This window comes from Caballeronia sp. INML3B, from assembly GCF_023631305.1.
Taxonomy (GTDB): domain Bacteria; phylum Pseudomonadota; class Gammaproteobacteria; order Burkholderiales; family Burkholderiaceae; genus Caballeronia; species Caballeronia turbans.
Window position 1 is genome coordinate 1 of sequence record NZ_JALQDI010000017.1, and the last position, 18,240, is coordinate 18,240.

An 18,240-nucleotide genomic window follows, 5' to 3' on the forward strand; every position below is an offset into this window, starting at 1 on the left:
CACGTAGAGCGTGAACATGGTCGCGTCATGGCGCGCGTTCTCCGCCTTGAAGCGGAAGATCCATTTCTTGTCGAGCAGGTACTTCACGACGAGCCCGACGCCCGTGCCGATGAACACCGACAGCAAGATGTGGAACGGGCCGGTGTAGAGGCGTGTCGTGAGGTCCTGCGCGCCGATGTTGGCGGCGGTGGCGATGGCGGCGAAGAAGGTGTAGAGCAGCGCGAGTTGCATGCGCTCAGTCCGACGCGAGCGCCTCGTTCGAGCGTCTGGCGTCCGCAGCCTTCGCACGCTGCCGCAGCACGTCGCGCAGAAAGCCCGATGGACGCGGAATGCACCCGGCCGCCGACGTCGCCTTGACGAGCGACGTGTGGCGCGTGCGGATCGCGTGCGCCGTGCCCGGCACGATCTTGTGAATGCCGCCCTGCCGAATCACATCGACGTTGAAGCTCCAGTCCTCGTAACCGATGTGGTCCTTCAGATGCGTCCCCGCGTAGGGCACCTGGCGCAGAAACGCCACGGACGAAAAGCATAGCGAGGTCCAGGCGTTGGTATGCGCGAGCGTTGCCACGCGGAATCGCGGGTCTTCCATGTCCATGTGCAGGAACAGGTGCGGCGCCACGCCGAAATAGACGTTGACTTCCGGATGCCACGCGATGTTGCGGGAATCCGCGCGCGCGGCCTCGAGCGCGAGCGTGAGCCAGCTTTCGCCCCAGATGTCGTCCGCGTCGAGGAACGCCACGTATTCGCCGTTGGCCAACGTGATGGCCGAGTTGCGCGCATAGCCGAGATCGCCGTGCTGCACGACTTCGATACGAAGCTCGGGACAGGTGCGTGCGAAATGCTCGAAGACTTCGCGCGTGAGCGGACTCGGACGATCCAGCACGGCGAGCAACTCGACCGAGTGCCCGCGTTCGCGCGCCGCGTCCGCGCTACGCACCAGGCTGCGCAGCGACGCGTGAGCCAGCAGCCCTTCGCCATGTCCATTAATGACGGCGGTGATATCAAAAGAAGCCATGTTCTACTCGATGAATGACGGTGGAACAGCCAGCATGCTGGTGAAGCGCTTCCACGTATGATTGCTGAGAACGCGCTCGCGCATGCGCGCGCCCTTCCGTTTGGCCAGTTCGGGCTCGGTCTGGATCTGCTTCAGCGCATCGACATAAGGCTGAACCTCGCGATAGGAAGGAATCAGCCATCCCGTGTCCTGGGTGACGAGTTCGGGAATGCCCCCAACTGCGGACGCCACGATCGGAATGCCGCTCGACGCGACATCGACGAGCGTGAGCGGAAGCCCCTCCCACAACGACGTGAACAGCAAAGCCGTGTAATCGTTCAGCGGCAGCGCCATCGTCGACGTGAACGGCCCCATCAGACGCAAATTGCCGTGCCTGGCGGCGGCCGCCTGCAGCATGCGCGCGTATTGGTCGTCGCCGTAGCCGTACACGTCGAAGCGGAACTCCGGCGCGCGCGCGACGATGTCGATCAGCAAGGCCACGTTCTTCTGCGTACAGAAGCGCCCCGCCCAGATCACCGCGTTGCGCTCGCGCGGACCGCCAGCATGAAGCGGCGCGCCGGAAGACATCATCGGCTGATACACGGTGACCATCTTCGCCTGCAGCGAAGGCGGCACGCCCGCGTCGAGCATCATTTCGTTCAAGAAACCTTCGTTGTCGAAGTACAGCTTCTTGAGATACGGAAGCGCGTCGCGAAAATGCGTGTCCGAATAGCCGGCGGCGCGGCCGTCGGGCGTGTAGTCGCGACAGAAGAGACAGGCGTAAATGTCAGTGGCGCGGCCGAGCGCGCCGCCTCTGCGCACGATCGCGTCCCAGCATGCGCCGCTGTTGACGTTGAGGATCGACTTCGGCTGCACAGCCAGGATGAGCGCTTCGACCATCAGCGAGCGATCCGCGCGCGAGAGCGTCGGGCCGAAGTTCGAGAACACGCGCAAGTGCGTTCCGTGCGGGAGCCAGTCGATGGCATCGGTGCGCTCATGGTCCGTCAGCACGACGAGCGTGGAATCGATTCCGTGCGCCTCGATGACCGCCCGCGCCGCGTTGGCCGCAGCCAGGTCCGCGCCGCCTCTCACGAGCCACGGCACGAACACGATGTGATCGTAAGGGCGATCGAGCGTGTCGAAGAGATCCTGCCACGCGTGAATGCCCACCCAGTCCTGCCCGCCCAGATTGAAGCTCAGCAGCGACGGCTCGGCGAATGCGGGTTCAAGCAGGATGGTCGATTCGAGCGAGCCTGCCTCCGCGATCATCCGGTCGACCGAATCCATGATGCGCGGATCGAAGCGGTAGCTGCGCCCTTCCGGCTTGCCGATCGTCAAATAGTGCACGAGCGGCGACAGCCCGCTGTCCCGGACATCGGGATAAGCCGTGGCATACCAGCGCGGATCGAAATGCGCATGCGGGCGCCGCCCTTCGCGGCCGCCGTGCTCGACGAAGTGATCGAGCGGATCGATGTTCGCGGCCGCGATATCTGGATAGGTGCGTCGATAGAACTCCGGATCGAACAGGCCGGATTCCTCGATCAGCTGATGCAGGCTGCCGTAGCGATTCGCGGCCTTGCCGATCGTCGCGTAGTGGAGCAGCGGGCTGAGCCCGCTTTGCTGCACCTCCGGGTAGGCGTTCGCGTAGTAGCGCGCGTCGAACAGCCGGTTCGGACGCCGGCCTTCGCGCTCGCCATGTTCGATGAAATGCGCGAGCGGGTCGACCCCGGCCGCGTCGATGTCCGGATAAGTCCGGCGATAGAACTCCGCGTCGAACACGCCGGCTTGCTCGATGGCCTCGCGGATGTCGTCGGCGCGTTGCGGCCCGGCCGGCGGAATCGGCTGCGGCGGGATCGGCTGCGGCGGGGCGGGCGGCATGGTCGCCATGTCGAGCGAAGGAGAAACGTGCGGCTGCGCGACGCGCCCTTCGGCCTGGCCGAAACGCAGATAGTGCACGAGCGGGTTGACGCGCGCCCGCGCGACGTCCGGGTTGTCCCGCAGATAAGCGACGGCATCGAAGAGCGCGCTAGGCTGACGGCCTTCGTCCGGCCCGAAACGCAGATAGTGCTTGACCGGATCGATCTGCGGCCCGATGTCGGGATAAGTCGCGCGATAGAAATCGGCGTCGAAAAGATGCGACGAGCGCAGCAGTTCTATGTCGTTGCCGGCGAACTTGTCCCATATCGCGGAGGGCACCAAGGTCCAGCTCGCGGAACGAGCCAGCTGTCGCAGCATGTCGGAAAGCATGATTTTCTTCTCTAAAGGGTCAACGGACTGGCCGCGCGCGCGAGCTGGCTGTTCCACCGGCCGGGATGTTCACGGGCATGAGCACCGCGTGTTCAAACGCGTGCCTTGAGGTTGTCCAGCATTCTCGTCATGCCGTCGCTGAATCGGGTGGAAGGCGACCAGTCGAGAAGCCGTTTGGCGAGCGACACATCGAGCACGTTGATCGGGAGATCGAACGTGCGGGACGGGTGATAGGTGACGTCGAGCTTCGTGTCCATCAGTTCTTCAATGACACGAATGATTTCGATGATGGAGACGCCATGCCCCGAACCGATGTTGACGACCGGCTCGGTTTCCGTCCAGACCGACCGCGACGCGTTCATCATGGCGATGAACGCCTCCACCGTGTCGCCGATATACACGAAGTCCCGAACGATCGATCCGTTGCCCCAGATATTGATCGGCGCGCCCGTCACCGCGCGCCATGCGAACACCGTGGCCGCGCCGAGCTGACCTTCCACATTCTGGCCAGGACCGTATGGATTGCTAAGCCGCAGCACGCGGGCATCGACGTTCCATTGGCGCCGATACGCCATCAGGTATTGCTCCGCGCAAGCCTTCGCCGCACCGTACACGCCCATCGGCCTGAGCGGATGGCTTTCCTGGATCGGCACTTCGCGAGGGACGCCGTACACCGTGCCGCCCGAAGACGCGAAAACAAGGGGCACCGAAGAAAAACCGCGCAATGCCTCGAGCATGCGCACCGTGCCGACCACGTTGGTATTCAGATCGTCCAGCGGCGCCGAATTGGCCGTTCCCGGCACGGTCGACCAGGCGAGATGGAACACGCCGTCGCAACCATCGATGGCCTTCTCCCATGCGGATACGGGCGCTGCGAGATCACAGGTCAGCTCCCAATCACGCGTGGGCTGCCCGCGAACGACCGCACGCACCCGATGCCCGTCGGCGAGAAGACGGGAAATGAGCGCGCGGCCTACGAATCCGGAGGCGCCCGTTACCAGATAGGTTCGATTGCTTGTCAAGGTCGTCTCGAACGTCTGTCACTAATATGAGATGACCGGCGTTCTGTAGTAAGTTGCGGATAACGCAATAATTTACCATGTGAGACCCGAGGCGCCGACGTGGCGGGACATCCGGGTGTCGAGTGGTGACGCGCGGTTCGGACTAACTCCCGACTATATTCCGATCAATCAGACGAAAAATTTTTCATGCAACAAGCACAGATCGACCACGTCGCCTTCAGCGACTACGAGACAGAATCAAACCGCCTCTGGATGCAGCACGATAGCCGCCCGTCGCCGTCCACAGGCGCGTCGGACCTCGCCGATCTGATTGTCAATATATGCGGGCTAGGGTCGGTGCTCGATGCAGGCTGCGGCGCGGGCGATCTCGTGCGCGAGCTGACCAGCGCGGGCATCAACGCGCGCGGCGTCGACGTCTCGCAAGGCGCGCTGGCCGAGGCCCAGTCCCGGCATCCGGGGCGGTTTTCGCAAGGCAATCTGCTGCATCTGCCCTTCGCCGACAGCGCTTTCGACACCGTCGTCGCCGAGCGCTCGCTCGAATTTCTTGACGAGACCGACATTCCCCGCGCCCTTTCCGAGCTGGCGCGAGTCAGCAAGCGTTTCCTGATCCTGCGGATCGCAACGGGTGACGCCGCACCGGGCCCGTGGCGCCGCATTGCGCAAGGCCGCGCCTTCTGGGAAGGCAAGTGCTTCGAAGCCGGCTTGCGCAAGCATCCGTTGTTCTATGACGTCAACGCGTACGAGTCCCTCAATCAGGACGGCGCCGAGATCGTGATACCACTCGAAAAGATTCCGGAGGCGGCAAACCGGCAATATCCACTCAGCGCACTGCGCGAGGAGCGCGACCTCCACATGGACATGCTGCGCGAGCATGGCAGCCGTTCGGACGCGCATGTCGGCCGATATCATTTCGCATCGCGTTACGTCCGTCCCGGCGATGTGGTGCTCGACGCCGCGTGCGGTCTCGGCTACGGCTCGTACGTGATTCAGAAGTCGACGCAATGCGGCCCGGTGACGGGAATCGACGGGAGTGCCTACGGTGTCGACTACGCGACGGCCAATTTCGGGATTCCCGACAAGCTCTCGTACATCGAAGGATTCTTGCCCGACTGTCTTGCGAACATTCCGAGCAACAGCGTCGATACGGTGCTCAGTTTCGAAACGCTCGAGCACGTCGAAGCACCCGAAGCCTTGTTGCGCGAGTTTCACCGGATTCTCACGCCCGGCGGGCGTCTCGTCGCGAGCGTTCCGCATGACTGGAGCGACGAAACCGGCGAGGACCCGAATCCCTTCCATCTGCACGTCTACGATCGCAAGAAGTTCGTCACGCAACTGAGCGGCGAATTCGAAGTCGAGGCGATATTCAGCCAGACCGCCGACCGCGTCAAAAAGCCCGGCGGCAATTGTGAATGGCTGGTGCGTCCGCGCTCACTGGCCGAGATCGAACCGGCGCCGGAGAACCTGCCCGTCGAAGCGGAGTGGCTGCTGGCCGTCGCCTGCAAATCGCCGTTGAACGGCGCAAGCGTCCCATACGAGGAACGCATATTCAGCGACGGCGAGCGCGAGGCGAGCGGGCATGCGCTCGCATTCGACCGCGACTACGAGAATCCCTGGCTGGTGCGCGCGGTGGTATCGATCGGCCTTCGTACCGAAAAGGCTCATCTTCGCGAGAAGTGGGCGCTCGGTACGCTCGAACACGCCTCGCCGTTCAGCGCGGACCGGGGCGCGGCGCTCTGCATCCTGGCCTATATGGCGCGCGAGCGCGACGTGGGCATCGTCCGTTCCGCGCTCGTCGAAGCCATCGACGCGTATCTCGCGAGCGAGCCCGCAAACCCCAACGCGCTGCGCTGGCATGTATCGCTGCGCTTCGTGCGCGCGCTGATGGAACTGACGGACGGTAACCGCGCAAACGCCGAGCGCTTTCTTCAGCAGGTCATCGATGGCCCGGCTGCGCAGTACAGCCCGACGCTTCTGACCAAGTGCGCGGAATCGGCGCTTCTGCAAGGCACGCTGCATGCCGCCGACGGAGACATCGAAGGCGCGCGCGCGATCTGGCAGCGCGGCTATCGGGGCATTCTGGCCACCGTGGGCGAGCATCTGAGCATGCCGTATCCGTCGGCGCCGCCCAAGTTCGAGCTGCGCGAGATCGGCGCGGTCGTGACGCTCGCGGGGCGGCTCGCCACCGCTTCGGCTTACGCGTCCGAATTGACGACGCGGCCCGCGATCTTCCAGCGCCAATCCGCCGACGATATCGCGATGTACATCGGCAATCTCGAAAGGGGCAAGGCGTGGTTGAGCTCCGCGTGGCACGCGAGCGTCAGCGAAAACGAGGAGAAGCAGGCGTACCTGAGGCAAGTGCTCGAAGGCAAGGACTGGCTCGAAGGCCAATGGCGGCACTTTCAGAGCCGCACGCAGGAACTGGAAACGCAGCTTGCCGAACGCGAGCACGAGAAGCGGGACCTGGCGCAGCAGCAGCGCGAACTGATCGAATCCACTCAGCGGCTCGAGGCACAATTGCAGGAAACGCAGGCGCATTTGCACGAATCGCAGGCGCAATTGCAGGAAACGCAGGTGCATTTGCAGGAATCGCAGCGTCGCAGGCAGCGGCTGGAAGCGAGCCTGCCGGTGCGCGTGGCGCGCAAGCTGGGCAGGCGCTACGAATGACCTGCACGGCCGGGCCGCTTATCTGCGAATCCCGGTCAGCGCCCTCAGCATCGTCACGCCGCGCCTGATCGGCGCGGTCGCTCGCCAGCTAGTCGAACTTCGCAGCCCCTCGAGGGCGTCTTCCAGTTGCCGGACGCACGCGCTCGCTCGCGCCAGTTCGGCATCCCGCGCGTTCGAAGCGTCCGGCGTTCCGTACTTCGCGCGCCACGCCTCGCACTCGGCGCGCAGCGCCTGAAATTGCCGCGAAGTCTCCGCGGCTTCGTCGTGAATCCTGCGCAGCAGTGCGTTGCGCATCGTTTGATAACCGGCCGGCCGCAGCGCGTCGGTCGCGTCCGTGCAACGAAGATGCGCGTGGAACTCGCAACCGGCATCGAATACTTCGAGCACTTCGAACGACGCCAGTCCGAGATATGCAACGTCGCGGATCAGCATTTCGAAGGACGCAGGCGTGAACACCGAACAGTGCGCGTCGTGGTACGCGATGTCGTCACTCGCGTGACGCGTCTTCCATGCCGCATAGACCTGCTCCAGGTCGAGAAACGCGCTCACGCGATCGGGCGCTCCGTCGCGAAAGAACGCGTAGGACGAACCGTTTTCATCGTCCACATGCGCGAAGAGTTCGCACGAATCGAAGTTCTGCGCGGGCGACGGTCTTTCCCTTCGATCGATGTACGCCTGGAGCCACTCCGACAGACGCGTCACCGGCCTGAAATAGTCGAAGCATGCGCGCCGATCCGGAATCGCCATCGAAAGCATGCCGCCCGGTTTCAGCACGCCCGCGCAACCTTGCAGGAAGCGAATTGGATCGGGCAGATGTTCGAAATTGTGGGAAGACACGATGTAGTCGATTGCGCCCGCCTTGCCCGCGCCGGCCACTAGGTCGCCGATGCTCGTGGACGAACCGACGAGATCCACGTCCTCGATATTGACGGCCGCGCCGTCGGGCACGTTGGGATCGTCGAGTGCGCGCCGTTTCAGCGTGGCGGCATCGAAAACGTCGAGCACGAGGCATTGCCAGCCTTCGCGCTTGGGCGCCAGAGGATTGAACCACGGCCCGATCTCGATGCCCCGCTCTTCCTTCGTGACATATTTCAGAATCGAATCTCTTCGGTCCATCGCGCCCTCCGCAAGGATCCTTTCGATTCTACACATGCCGCCGCTCCGAAAGAAACGCTCGCGAGGCTCGCGCGCCTGACACGACGACGCAAATGCGGCGCTTCTCGCGCTAGGTATACTCGGACCTTCAGATCATCGACGCGAACCGATCGCAAGCCGAATGCAGAATCTATCGAATACGCCATTGCACTCCGACGTCAGCTTTCACGGAATCGGCAGCCTCTGCGATCCTTCGCTCGATCCGATTTTCTGGCGCGCCGAAAGAATCGATGCTTCGAGCGCCTGGTGCGAGCACATTCCCTTCGCCTATTGGCTGATTGCATCGACCGAACCGCGCTCCGTCGTCGAACTGGGTACGCTCGGCGGCGTCTCGTATGCCGCGTTCTGCTCCGCCGTCGAGCGAAGCAAGCTCGCGACGCGTTGCCACGCCGTCGGCGCATGGGCCAGCGACCGGCATGGCGAGGCGCTCTACGCCGATCTGCTCGCCTACAACGACCGGCACTTCCGCGCTTTCTCCACCCTGCTGCGCGTGACGTCCGGCGAAGCGGCGCAACACTTCGCGGATGCCTCCGTCGATTTGCTGCATATCGACCGTCTGTCTCCATATGACGCCGCTCGGCGCGATTTCGAGCACTGGCTTCCAAAGCTTAGCGACCGCGCCGTTGTCCTGTTCTACAACACCAACGAAAAACGCGAGAACCTCGGCGCGGGACGGCTGTGGCAGGAGTTGAGCCCCCGCTATCCGTCGTTCGAATTCCTTCACGGACACGGGCTGGGCGTGCTTGCCGTCGGCGCCCTTCCGCCGGAAGCGATACGGCATCTTTGCGAACTGGATGCGCGCGACGTCGCGCGGACGCGCAACCGTTTCGCGATGCTCGGCGAACGATGGGAAAGCGAGCGGCGCGAACGGGCGCAGACGGCACGGCTTGCACAAGCGCCGCACGAGGACGGCGATGCGGGCGACGCCGACCAGATGCGCGCGCGTCTGCAACACGAAACCCAGCAACGCCTCGCCCTCGAACAAGACCTGCGCCGGGCGCGAGCGCGCCTCCTCGCGGTGGAAGACGCGCGCGCCGACCTCGAAGCGCAGATGACTCACGTCCTCGACGATGCGCAAACGCGCGCATCCGAAGCGGAAGAAGCCTTGCGCGGCATCGAATCCAGCACCATCTGGCGTGCCACTCGTCCGCTGCGCTCGGTGCTCGCTCAGGCGCCCAAGGGACGCCGTAACGTCGGCGCTTCGCTGCGCGCGCGCGGCGCGCGTATCGCCAAGCAACTGCCCCTCGGCCTCGGTGGACGCGCACGTCTGGAAGAAAACGCGCGGATCATCGCGAACTCGCCGCTCTTTGACGCCGAATGGTACGTCCAGCACTATCCGGACGCGGGCGCGTCGGGGAAAAGCGCGGCGCATCACTACGCGAGCGCCGGCACCGTCGAGCAGCACGACCCGAGTCCGCTCTTCGATGCGCAGTGGTATCTCAAGCAAAACCCGGACGTCGCGGCTCACGGCATCAATCCGCTCGTTCATTTCGAAAAGTTCGGCCGCGCCGAAGGCCGCGCCATGCGCGCGCTCGATGGCAAGACGGCCCAGCCAGCGATCGAACCGGTCGAGCCCGCCTTCCCGGCGCCCGCGCCCGGCTGGAAGCCCGAACCGGCCGGTCCCGAGCTTCACTCGCTCCTGACGCAACGATTCGCGCCCATTGCGCCGCTCCGCATTTTCCATGTCGCGGGACAGGCGCAGCATGTCACGCTCATCCTCGACAGCGTCGACGGCGGCCCGCTCGCCACCGATTCGCGCGCCGGCCTCGCGCTCGCCGTCACGCTCGCGAAACGTCTGGGCGCGGGCCTTCGCGTCATAACGCGCCTGAAAGCCGTCGACGCCGGCAACGTCGATACGCTGTTCAGGCATCACGAAATCGCGTGGGACGGCAACATCGACTTCGTGTTCTCGGCGGTGAAGGATGGCCCGGCAGTCGCGGTCGGCGCGGATGACATCTTCATCGCGACGAACTGGTGGAACGTGCACGCCGCGATTCAGGTCATCGAACCCCGCCGGATCGTTCATCTAGTTCAGGAGGACGAACGCGCGCTCTACGCGTGCGGCGAAGAACAACTGCGCTGCGCCGAAACGATCTCGACGCCGGGATTGCGCCTCGTCGTCGATTCGCAGACGCTGCACGCGCACCTTGCGGCGAGCGGCATCGTCCAGGACGACACGCCGTGGTTCGAGCCCGTCGCGGCGTCCGGAAACGCCAAGGACGCGCCGCGCGTGGCGGGCGGCAAACGCCAGTTCGCGTTCCACGCACGGCCCGACCAGCCGCGTCATCTCTACTGGCGCGGCCTCGAAGCGATCGGCGCGTGCCTCGAAGACGGCATTCTGAATCCGCAGGAGTGGGACGTGCATTTCTTCGGCGCGGGCCTGACACCGCTGGCGCTGCCCGGTTCCGTCTATCCGCGCCTTCACGAAGCCGCGTCCTTCACCGAGGCGTACGCCATCCAAACCGCCGACGTCGCGCTGTGCCTCGTCGAATCGCCGCATCCCGGCTACGTGACGCTCGATCTCGCCCGCGCCGGCATTCAGGTCGTGTCAAATCGCTACGGCCTCAAGACATCGCTCGAACGCTATGCGCCGAATCTGCTCTGCGTCGACCCGACCGTCGCGAGCCTGAAAGCGGCGATTCGCGATGCCGCCCAGCGCGGGCGCGCGCCCGAGGCTGCGGCACGTTCGACGAACTGGGACACGGTGTTCTCGTCGGCATTGGCAAGTCTCGAAACGGGAGCATCACGCAATGTTTAATTCGGTGTTCGAGAATCCGCTGCATTACGCGCATCCCTGGGACCTGAATTTCGAGCGGCGCTACGAAGCGCTGATGAAGCGCCCGCGGCGCGTCGCCTACTTCTACGAGAACCCCGACAGCACGACGTTCCGATACCGCGTCTTCAACATGGCGCAGGCGCTCGAAGCCGACGTCGATTCCGGCGTTTGCGCGTCGTGGTTCTTTCGCGAAGACATGCCGCATATGGCGCGCATCGTCGACCGTGTCGATACGCTCGTGTTCTGCCGCACGCATTATTCGCCGAGCGTCGGCGAACTGATCGACCGGGCGCGGCGGCGCGGCGTGCGCGTGCTCTTCGACGTCGACGATCTCGTCTTCGACACCGACTACGTCCATCTCATCCTCAGTTCGCTCGATCAGGATGCGAACAACGAAGCGGCGCTGAACGGCTGGTTCGCGTCCATCGCCCGCCAGGGAACGTTGCTCAAGATGTGCGACGGCGCGATCGTGACGAACGCGTTCCTCGGCGAGCGCATCCGCGCATTCGCACCGTCGCTGGATATCTCGACGGTGCCGAACTTCCTCAATCGCGAGCAGCAGAGCGTGTCCGAGCGGATGTTCGAGCAAAAGCGCGAGCGCGGTTTCGAGTCGTCGCAACCGTTTCATATCGGTTACTTCAGCGGCACGCCGACGCATCGGCGTGACTTCGAGATTGCAGCGCCGGCGCTCGCGCGGCTGCTTCGCGACGACAGCCGCCTCAGAGTGCTGATCGTCGGCGCGCTGGAATCCGCCGAGGTTCTGAAGCCCTACAAGCACCGGATCGACCGCTATCCGCTGCAGGATTACATGAACCTGCAACGGCTCATCGCGCGTACCGAGCTGAATATCGGTCCGCTGTTGGACAACCTGTTCACGAACTGCAAGTCGGAGCTGAAGTTCTTCGAAGCGGCCATCACCGGCACGGTGACGATCGCGAGCCCGACCTACGCGTTCCGTAACGCCATCACGGACGGCGTGACCGGACTGCTCTCGCGGTCGCATGAATGGCACGCGAAGCTGGAGCGCGCGATCGAACTGCTCGATGACCGGCGGCAGTACGCCGAAATGGCCGTCGCCGCTTACGAGCACGCGCGAAACGTCTACGGATGGGACCGGCAGACGGGGGCGATTCAGCGCGCACTGTTCGGCGAGACGGCGGATGCGCGGCCCGCGCATCAGGCAGGCCGCGTCGCGCTGGCGTGATTGAATCGGGCATGACGGCCCGACGAGGGAATCAGCGTTCTTCGATGCGTCCGTGCTGGAAAGTCAGCACGCGATTGCACATCTTCTCGACGAGAGTCGGCGAGTGCGAAGCCAGCACGAGAATCGACGAATTCTCCACGACCTTGTCGAGACGCTCGGCCGCCTTCTCGTTGAACGCGGCATCGCCGACGGACAGCCATTCGTCCATCAGCACGATATCGGCATGAATCGACGTGGACACCGCGAAGGCCAAGCGCAGCAGCATGCCGCTCGAATACGTGCGCACGGGCATGTTGAGGAAATCCTCGCCCAGCTCGCTGAATTCGGCGATTTCATCGAGCTTGCGTTCGATTTCGCTGGGCTTGATGCCCATCATGATGCCGCGCAGGAAAATGTTCTCGTAGCCCGTCGCCTCGTGATCCATGCCGAGGGAAAGATCGATCAGCGACACGATCCGCCCGCGCACTTCCAGCGAACCGCCGACCGGCGGATACACGCCCGCCAGCACGCGCAGCATCGTGGTCTTGCCCGCGCCGTTGTGCCCCACGAGCCCGATGCGATCGCCCGGCCTGAATTCGAACGACACGTCGTCGAGCGCGCGCACGGTCACGCGCTTGGCGGCGTCCGCGGCGACGCGACCGCCGGTGGTCGCACGCATCAGCGACTTGCGCAGCGAACGGTGCGACGCGTTGTAGATCGGGAATTCGACGACGACGTTCTGCGCGCGAATGTATGAATCACTCATCGAAAGCTCACAGCCAGTATGCGATCCGGTCACGGAAACGCCCTTGCAGCGCGATGCCGATCACGAGAAGTACAAGAGTGGTCGCCAGCGACCAGATCCACGAATCCAGCGGGAAATATCCGTTGATGATCGGCGCCCGCACGATCTCGATGAGATGCGCGAATGGGTTGTACTGCGCCACCCATTGATGCTTCTCACCGAGCGCCTCGGGACGCCAGATGATGGGCGTGACGTAGAAGAGCACCATCGTCGCGTTTTGAATGATCATCGGCATGTCGCGAAAGCGCGTGCAGAAGACGCTCACGACCATCGAAATGGCGAGCATCGCGATGGTGCCGAGCAGCAGGCCCGGCAATGCCAGCCACGCATGCCACGTCAGACTCGGGCCCAGCAGGCCGATGACGATCACGATGATCACGCAGTTGTGCCCGAGGATGATCAGGTTGCGCATGAGAATGCGCAGCAGATAGACACCCATCGGGAAACGGATCTGCTTGATCGTGGATTCGAACTGCGTAAAGCCGGTGCACGCTTCGTTGATCTGCGCGGCGTAGAAAGTCCACACCACGTTGCCGATCGCGAAGAACGGCAGGAACGACTTGACGTCGTTCTTGAAGAGCACTGACCACAACACGCCCATCGTGCCGATCATGATGCCCGTGGAAAGCGTGACCCAGAACGGGCCGAGAATGGAGCGGCGATACCGCTGCCGGATGTCGTACCAGGCGAGCAGCGCCCAAAGATGCGGATTGGCAAGCGCGGCCCAGAGATCGCGCAGACCTTTGAAGCGGTCGAGTGAGGTTGTGTTCATACCTGCTTGCAAAAATTTAGCTCACTATTGTATCTGAATGCGTTTTCGCGAAAGCACCGCGTGGGTCACGATTTCGTCTGACACCGCCTTCGCAACGACGCGGGTTTCAGGTCCGAAGAAATCCTTCGGTAACTCCCTTCAGCATGGCTCGCGCCCTCGCCAGCCGTGGCGCGACGAACAGGCTTTGCAGCACGAACAGCCGCACGAGCCGGCGTATCCAGAAACGCCGCCAGGGCGTCGGCACGTCCGCGGAGCGAATCAGCCGGACGGAATTGCGGAAATAGTAGTAGTCGCGAAGCGGGCTGTGCACCGCAAGCTCGCGTCGCCTGAGCAGCCAGAAAGACACCACTTCATCGCCGATCATGTGATTGAGGCGCGCGCGCGGCGCGCAGTACATGGCAAAGCCCGATCGCTGCGCGCGCAGGCACCATTCGATGTCGACCTGATCGACGAAGTACGTTTCATCCATCGGGCCGACCGAATCGAATACCGCCATCGGTATCAGCGAGCCCGAAGCAATCAGATATTCGCATTCGGTGGGCTGCGAGGGCGGCGCCTGTACGAATCGAACGGCGCCATCGACGATCTGCGGCAACGGGGCCGCGGTCTGCGTCTGCCTGTCGATGATGACGGGCCCCACCGCCCCGAGCGCGACAGCACGCGCGGCGAGTTCCTCCGCCGCGACGCGCAGCGCGGCGACCATGTCAGGATCGGGCACGCTATCGTGATCGAGCAGCAGGACATGGGTCGCGCCAGTTGCCCTCGCCCATTCGATCCCACGATTCTGCGCCGCCGCGACGCCCAGGTTCTTGTGCAGCCCGTGCAGCTCCGCCCGCGTGCCGCAAAGCCGCGCGACCTCGCGCGCCGATTCCTCGCGCGATCCGTTGTCGACCACGACGATGCGCTCCACCTGCGCCCGCGTCGCCGTCAGCAGGGCGTCGAAAACGGCGGCGTCCGGATTCAGCGTGACCACGACGGCAACGATGCGGTGCGAGCCCGCCTTTCCATCCGGACACGGCCCGGCGCGCATCGCGTCCGTTCCGTTCATGCGCTCGCCGCGTAACTGCCGATGAGCGACAGGATGCGCTGCGCCCGGCTCGCGTAGGTGTGATCCGCGATCGCCCGCGCCTGCGCTGCGCCGGCAATGGCCGCGGCTTTCGCGGGATCGTCTCGGAGCATCTCCACATGCCGGCGCAACTCGGCCGGTGTATCGAAGAGCAGGATTTCGCCCGCATCGGGATCGAAGTAATCGTAGATTTCTAGTCCTTCGACGAACATGCATTGCACCGTGCCCGCCATCGCCGCTTCGAAGGTGCGCGGTCCTGGCGTGGGCGCGTCGAGGTTGAAGCGCGCGTTGGCGAGATCGAAACGGCGTCCGAAGTTGAGCGTCACGAGCGAACTCGCATAGTAATCGGGCAGCAAGCGGTTATCGATTCGCTCGTTGCGCGCGAACTTCAGCGTATCGGGCCATTCGGCCCCGAGTATTTCGACCTTCAGATCGCCGAGAACCGGCGCGCAGTCGCGCAGCACGCCCACGCGGTTCGGAAAGCCGACGCCGCAAAAGAAGACTTCGCGATCCTTCGACGGCCGTGGCGCGCGATAGTGCTCCGCCCTGCTGGCGCCGAGCGGTACGTGATGCACGCGCGGATGCTGATAGTGCGTAACCGCCCAGCGATCGTTCGAGAAAATCACATCGGCGATCGGCAGAATCTTGTAGTTGAAGTCGAATTCGTAAGGATCGTCATGCAGCCAGAACGCCAGGCACGCACCGGTGCGAAGCGAATAATTCTTCAGCCCGTGATAGACGCTCACGGCAGGCATACACGATCCGAATACGAGAACCAACTGCGGCGCGAATTCCTCGGCGCAGTATTCGGCGGCTTCGAGCGAGGTCACGCGCACTGCCGCGTCACCGAGAATCGCGCGAAATCCTTCGGCGACATACCCGCGCAACTGCGCATTGTTGTTGATCGAATCGGGCGATGCGCTGCATACCAGCACACGTTCTAGCGAGTCCATAAAATCCTTTTCGCATGTTTTGCCAGTAGCTGGGCCGTTCTCTTGAAGCCGTGCGCCGCGTAATACGCCTGGACGTTGCGCAGTTTCGTGCGCCGCAGTTCGTTCATGAACTGGGCGGGCACGACGGCAGCGGCCATCGACTGCAGGGGCGACACGGAGGATGGCGTGCCCTGCATCGCGGGCAGGCACGGTGCAGCGCCGTTCTGAAACCACGACGTCGACTGCAGCACGATGCCGAGCTCCGCGATGCCCACCGCGCGAAGTTCCGCGGACGGCTGGCTGGCGTGCGGCAGGTCGCGCAGGTGCTGCCGGTATTCGCTCTTGAGCGCGGCGACGTGCGGCGTGAGCGTCGGGTAGAGTTCCTCACGCTGACGCGCCGCGATATGCGCCTTGAGCCGGGCAAGCAGCGCGCGATCTTCGGCGAGCAAGCGGATCGCATTGATGAGATCGCCTTCCGCGCCGACGCGAATCTTAATGCCATTGACCTGATTCTTCACCCGTTCGCCGAGCGCGCCGATGTCGGACACGACCGGCACGATACCGTTCTGCCAGGCCTCCGAGAGCGTAAGGCAATACGTCTCGGGCCAGATGGACACATGCACCGATACGTCGCACTCGAGCAGTGCCGGAGGAAGCTGGTCCGCGACGTAGGTGCCGTGGACGAACACGTTCGGAAACATCGCCTTGTCGTTCAGGTATGCGTAGCCATCGTCGATGCGCCCGAACACATGGAACTCCACGGCGGCATTCGCCAATGCCGCCGCGGCGGGTGCGAACAAGTCGCCGCCCTTGCCGACCGTCACGTTGCCAAGGAGCGCCACCTTCAATGGTCCGGCCGGCCGTGTCGCTTCTTGCGCGTTGGCGCATTGCGGCTTGGGCGCGAGGACGGGTTCGTCGTCGAGGATTGGCACCGGCAGCACCCGCACGCCCAGATGCTGGCGCACGGCAGGGTAAATCCCGCCGACCAGATTGCGTACGCCGGCTGTATTGAAAAAGATAAGGTCCGACGCCGCGAGCACGCCGTTCCAGAAATCCCGGCGCGCCGCCTGGGAGCCCGGCAGGATCTGACGCTTCTTCCAGAGACAGAGATCGCATTGCGCGAGCGACACATCCGGCGCGCCGCAGAATTCGCCCTTGAACGAGATCAATTGATATTCGTTGCACACGGGCAGATAGTCGTGAACCGTCATCGCGGTCGGAATGCCGAGCGATCGGGCCACATGCACCAGCGACGGCGGGTGGCCGATGAAATGCTGGAAATGAACGAAGTCCACCTTGCGCTCGATCAGCATCGCGTGGAACGCCTTCTCCCGCTCGGGCGATGACAACATCTGCACGGCGTACGGCTCTTTGAACGTGTAACGCTTGAGCAGCGAGTACTCCTGGTCGAGCAGAAGCGCGTCCCAATGCTCGCCTGCGCCTCCGCGCACATAGAACAGGATGTCGAATTCGTCGCCGAGCTTCGCGCGCAGCCGATCCAGATAAATCTCGACGCCGCCGAAATCGCCGCGCGCCACGTAGTTATGGCTCACGAAGAGAAGCGTCTTGCGTGCGGGCTTCGCGGGGTCGCGCGGAATCGCAACATCGCTCGCGAGCGGTTTCGGCGGAAGATTGGCGGCTTCGCCGAGCATCGTCGCCACGCGTTGGTCGTAGGTGTGATCGCGCAACGCACGCTCACGCGCGGCCGTCGCGATCTCGTTACGATACGCGCGGTCGTCGATGACGTCGGATGCCTTGCGGATGAAATCCCTTGCGTCCGAGAACAGAACGATCTCGCGCCCCGGCTCGAACGCGAGCGCAACCTCGGCAAGCGACTCCTGCACGAGCTGGACGCCGCCCGCGAGCGCCGCTTCGAAGAGACGCGGCGGCGGCGTTTCGGCGAATTCGCGGTTTCCCGACGCGGAGAAGACACGCGGCAGCAAGATCGTGATGGCCGAGCGGTTCACGAAGCGTCCGAAATCGGGCGGCGAAGTGCGCCATGTAATCAGGCTTTCGGGCAGATCGACGTTACGCGGAGGCAGATGCTCGTTCACCGGCAGTGCGAGCTTGAAGCGCCAGTCGGCAGGCATGTCGCCGAGTATCGATCGAACGAACGCCGTGCGGTTGGGCCATGCGGTGCCTGCGAAAAAGAGGTCGTAACGCAACGGCTTGTCGGTGGGAAGCACTGGAATGCTGTGAAACTCGACGGCGCCCGCAAGCGGCAGGTGGCGTCCCTTCGAACCGTATTCGGCGACGCTCGATGAATCGTTGGTGAAGACCAAATCGAAGATCTCAGCGTTGCGCTTGTTGATCGAGATTTCGTAGGGATCTTCCGTCACCCACAGGATCGAGCGACCGCATTCATGCGCGAGTCGCCTGCACAAGGTCGTGTCGAGCTCCTCGCCGTCGAATGCAATGAAGAGGTCGCACCGGTTGCGATAGGCGAGTTCGATGGCATCGATGGCATCGGCCTTGATGACGAGTTCAACGTCGCCGGAACGCGCGAGCGCCTCGCGCAGCGCAATGCAAATATAGTGATTGGGGTTGCGAAACTTGGTGTCGAGTAACAGAACCCGGTATTTACGGTTTGTCATGAATATCCCAGTGATCACTCTCTCGGTGCT

General features: G+C 63.7%; 13 protein-coding genes. 3 read left to right on the plus strand and 10 right to left on the minus strand.

Features of this window, described 5'->3' with window-relative positions:
- The 4 genes from NCS58_RS11270 to NCS58_RS11285 form a co-directional block, all read right to left on the minus strand.
- Positions 1-231: GtrA family protein (locus tag NCS58_RS11270; RefSeq protein ID WP_250538454.1), on the minus strand; the 231-nt coding region annotated here is incomplete at its 3' end.
- Positions 232-235: 4 nt separating this feature from the next.
- Positions 236-1,015 carry a glycosyltransferase gene (locus NCS58_RS11275; protein WP_250538455.1) on the minus strand — a complete coding sequence of 260 codons (780 nt, stop codon included), beginning with the start codon at positions 1,013-1,015 and terminating at the stop codon, positions 236-238.
- A 3-nt stretch (positions 1,016-1,018) separates the two neighbouring features.
- Positions 1,019-3,241, minus strand: coding sequence for a glycosyltransferase family 4 protein (locus NCS58_RS11280; RefSeq protein ID WP_250538456.1), 2,223 nt, complete (start codon positions 3,239-3,241; stop codon positions 1,019-1,021).
- A 92-nt stretch (positions 3,242-3,333) separates the two neighbouring features.
- The gene (locus NCS58_RS11285) at positions 3,334-4,263 is read right to left on the minus strand and encodes an NAD-dependent epimerase/dehydratase family protein (RefSeq protein ID WP_250538457.1); all 930 of its coding nucleotides are present in this window, start codon (positions 4,261-4,263) and stop codon (positions 3,334-3,336) included.
- Positions 4,264-4,449: 186 nt separating this feature from the next.
- Here NCS58_RS11285 and NCS58_RS11290 point away from each other — a divergent pair, with 186 nt between their 5' ends.
- Positions 4,450-6,927 carry a methyltransferase domain-containing protein gene (locus NCS58_RS11290; RefSeq protein WP_250538458.1) on the plus strand — a complete coding sequence of 826 codons (2,478 nt, stop codon included), beginning with the start codon at positions 4,450-4,452 and terminating at the stop codon, positions 6,925-6,927.
- A gap of 18 nt (positions 6,928-6,945) precedes the next feature.
- On the opposite strand, the gene NCS58_RS11295 is transcribed toward NCS58_RS11290, so the two are convergent.
- Positions 6,946-8,043, minus strand: coding sequence for a class I SAM-dependent methyltransferase (locus NCS58_RS11295; RefSeq protein WP_250538459.1), 1,098 nt, complete (start codon positions 8,041-8,043; stop codon positions 6,946-6,948).
- 160 nt (positions 8,044-8,203) lie between these two features.
- Between NCS58_RS11295 and NCS58_RS11300 the strand changes: the two genes are divergently transcribed.
- Together NCS58_RS11300 and NCS58_RS11305 are read left to right on the plus strand one after the other, a co-directional pair.
- Positions 8,204-10,840, plus strand: a complete 2,637-nt coding sequence (locus NCS58_RS11300; RefSeq protein ID WP_250538460.1) for a class I SAM-dependent methyltransferase — start codon at positions 8,204-8,206, stop codon at positions 10,838-10,840.
- The gene (locus tag NCS58_RS11305; protein ID WP_250538461.1) at positions 10,833-12,062 is read left to right on the plus strand and encodes a glycosyltransferase; all 1,230 of its coding nucleotides are present in this window, start codon (positions 10,833-10,835) and stop codon (positions 12,060-12,062) included. Before NCS58_RS11300 ends, NCS58_RS11305 begins: the two co-directional genes overlap by 8 nt.
- A gap of 31 nt (positions 12,063-12,093) precedes the next feature.
- On the opposite strand, the gene NCS58_RS11310 is transcribed toward NCS58_RS11305, so the two are convergent.
- From NCS58_RS11310 to NCS58_RS11330, 5 genes are all read right to left on the minus strand, one after another.
- Positions 12,094-12,807: an ABC transporter ATP-binding protein gene (locus tag NCS58_RS11310; protein WP_250538462.1), complete on the minus strand. Its 714-nt coding sequence runs from the start codon at positions 12,805-12,807 to the stop codon at positions 12,094-12,096.
- Between the two features lie 7 nt (positions 12,808-12,814).
- Complete coding sequence (locus NCS58_RS11315) at positions 12,815-13,618, minus strand: ABC transporter permease (RefSeq protein ID WP_250538463.1); 804 nt, start codon at positions 13,616-13,618, stop codon at positions 12,815-12,817.
- A 106-nt stretch (positions 13,619-13,724) separates the two neighbouring features.
- A complete protein-coding gene (locus NCS58_RS11320; RefSeq protein ID WP_061119326.1) occupies positions 13,725-14,666 on the minus strand; it encodes a glycosyltransferase family 2 protein in 942 nt (313 codons plus the stop codon).
- On the minus strand, positions 14,663-15,637 hold the full coding sequence (locus NCS58_RS11325; protein WP_250538464.1) for a glycosyltransferase: 975 nt from the start codon (positions 15,635-15,637) through the stop codon (positions 14,663-14,665). Before NCS58_RS11325 ends, NCS58_RS11320 begins: the two co-directional genes overlap by 4 nt.
- Positions 15,625-18,210, minus strand: coding sequence for a glycosyltransferase (locus NCS58_RS11330; RefSeq protein WP_250538465.1), 2,586 nt, complete (start codon positions 18,208-18,210; stop codon positions 15,625-15,627). The genes NCS58_RS11325 and NCS58_RS11330 overlap by 13 nt, the downstream gene beginning before the upstream one ends.
- Between the last annotated feature and the right edge of the window lie 30 nt (positions 18,211-18,240).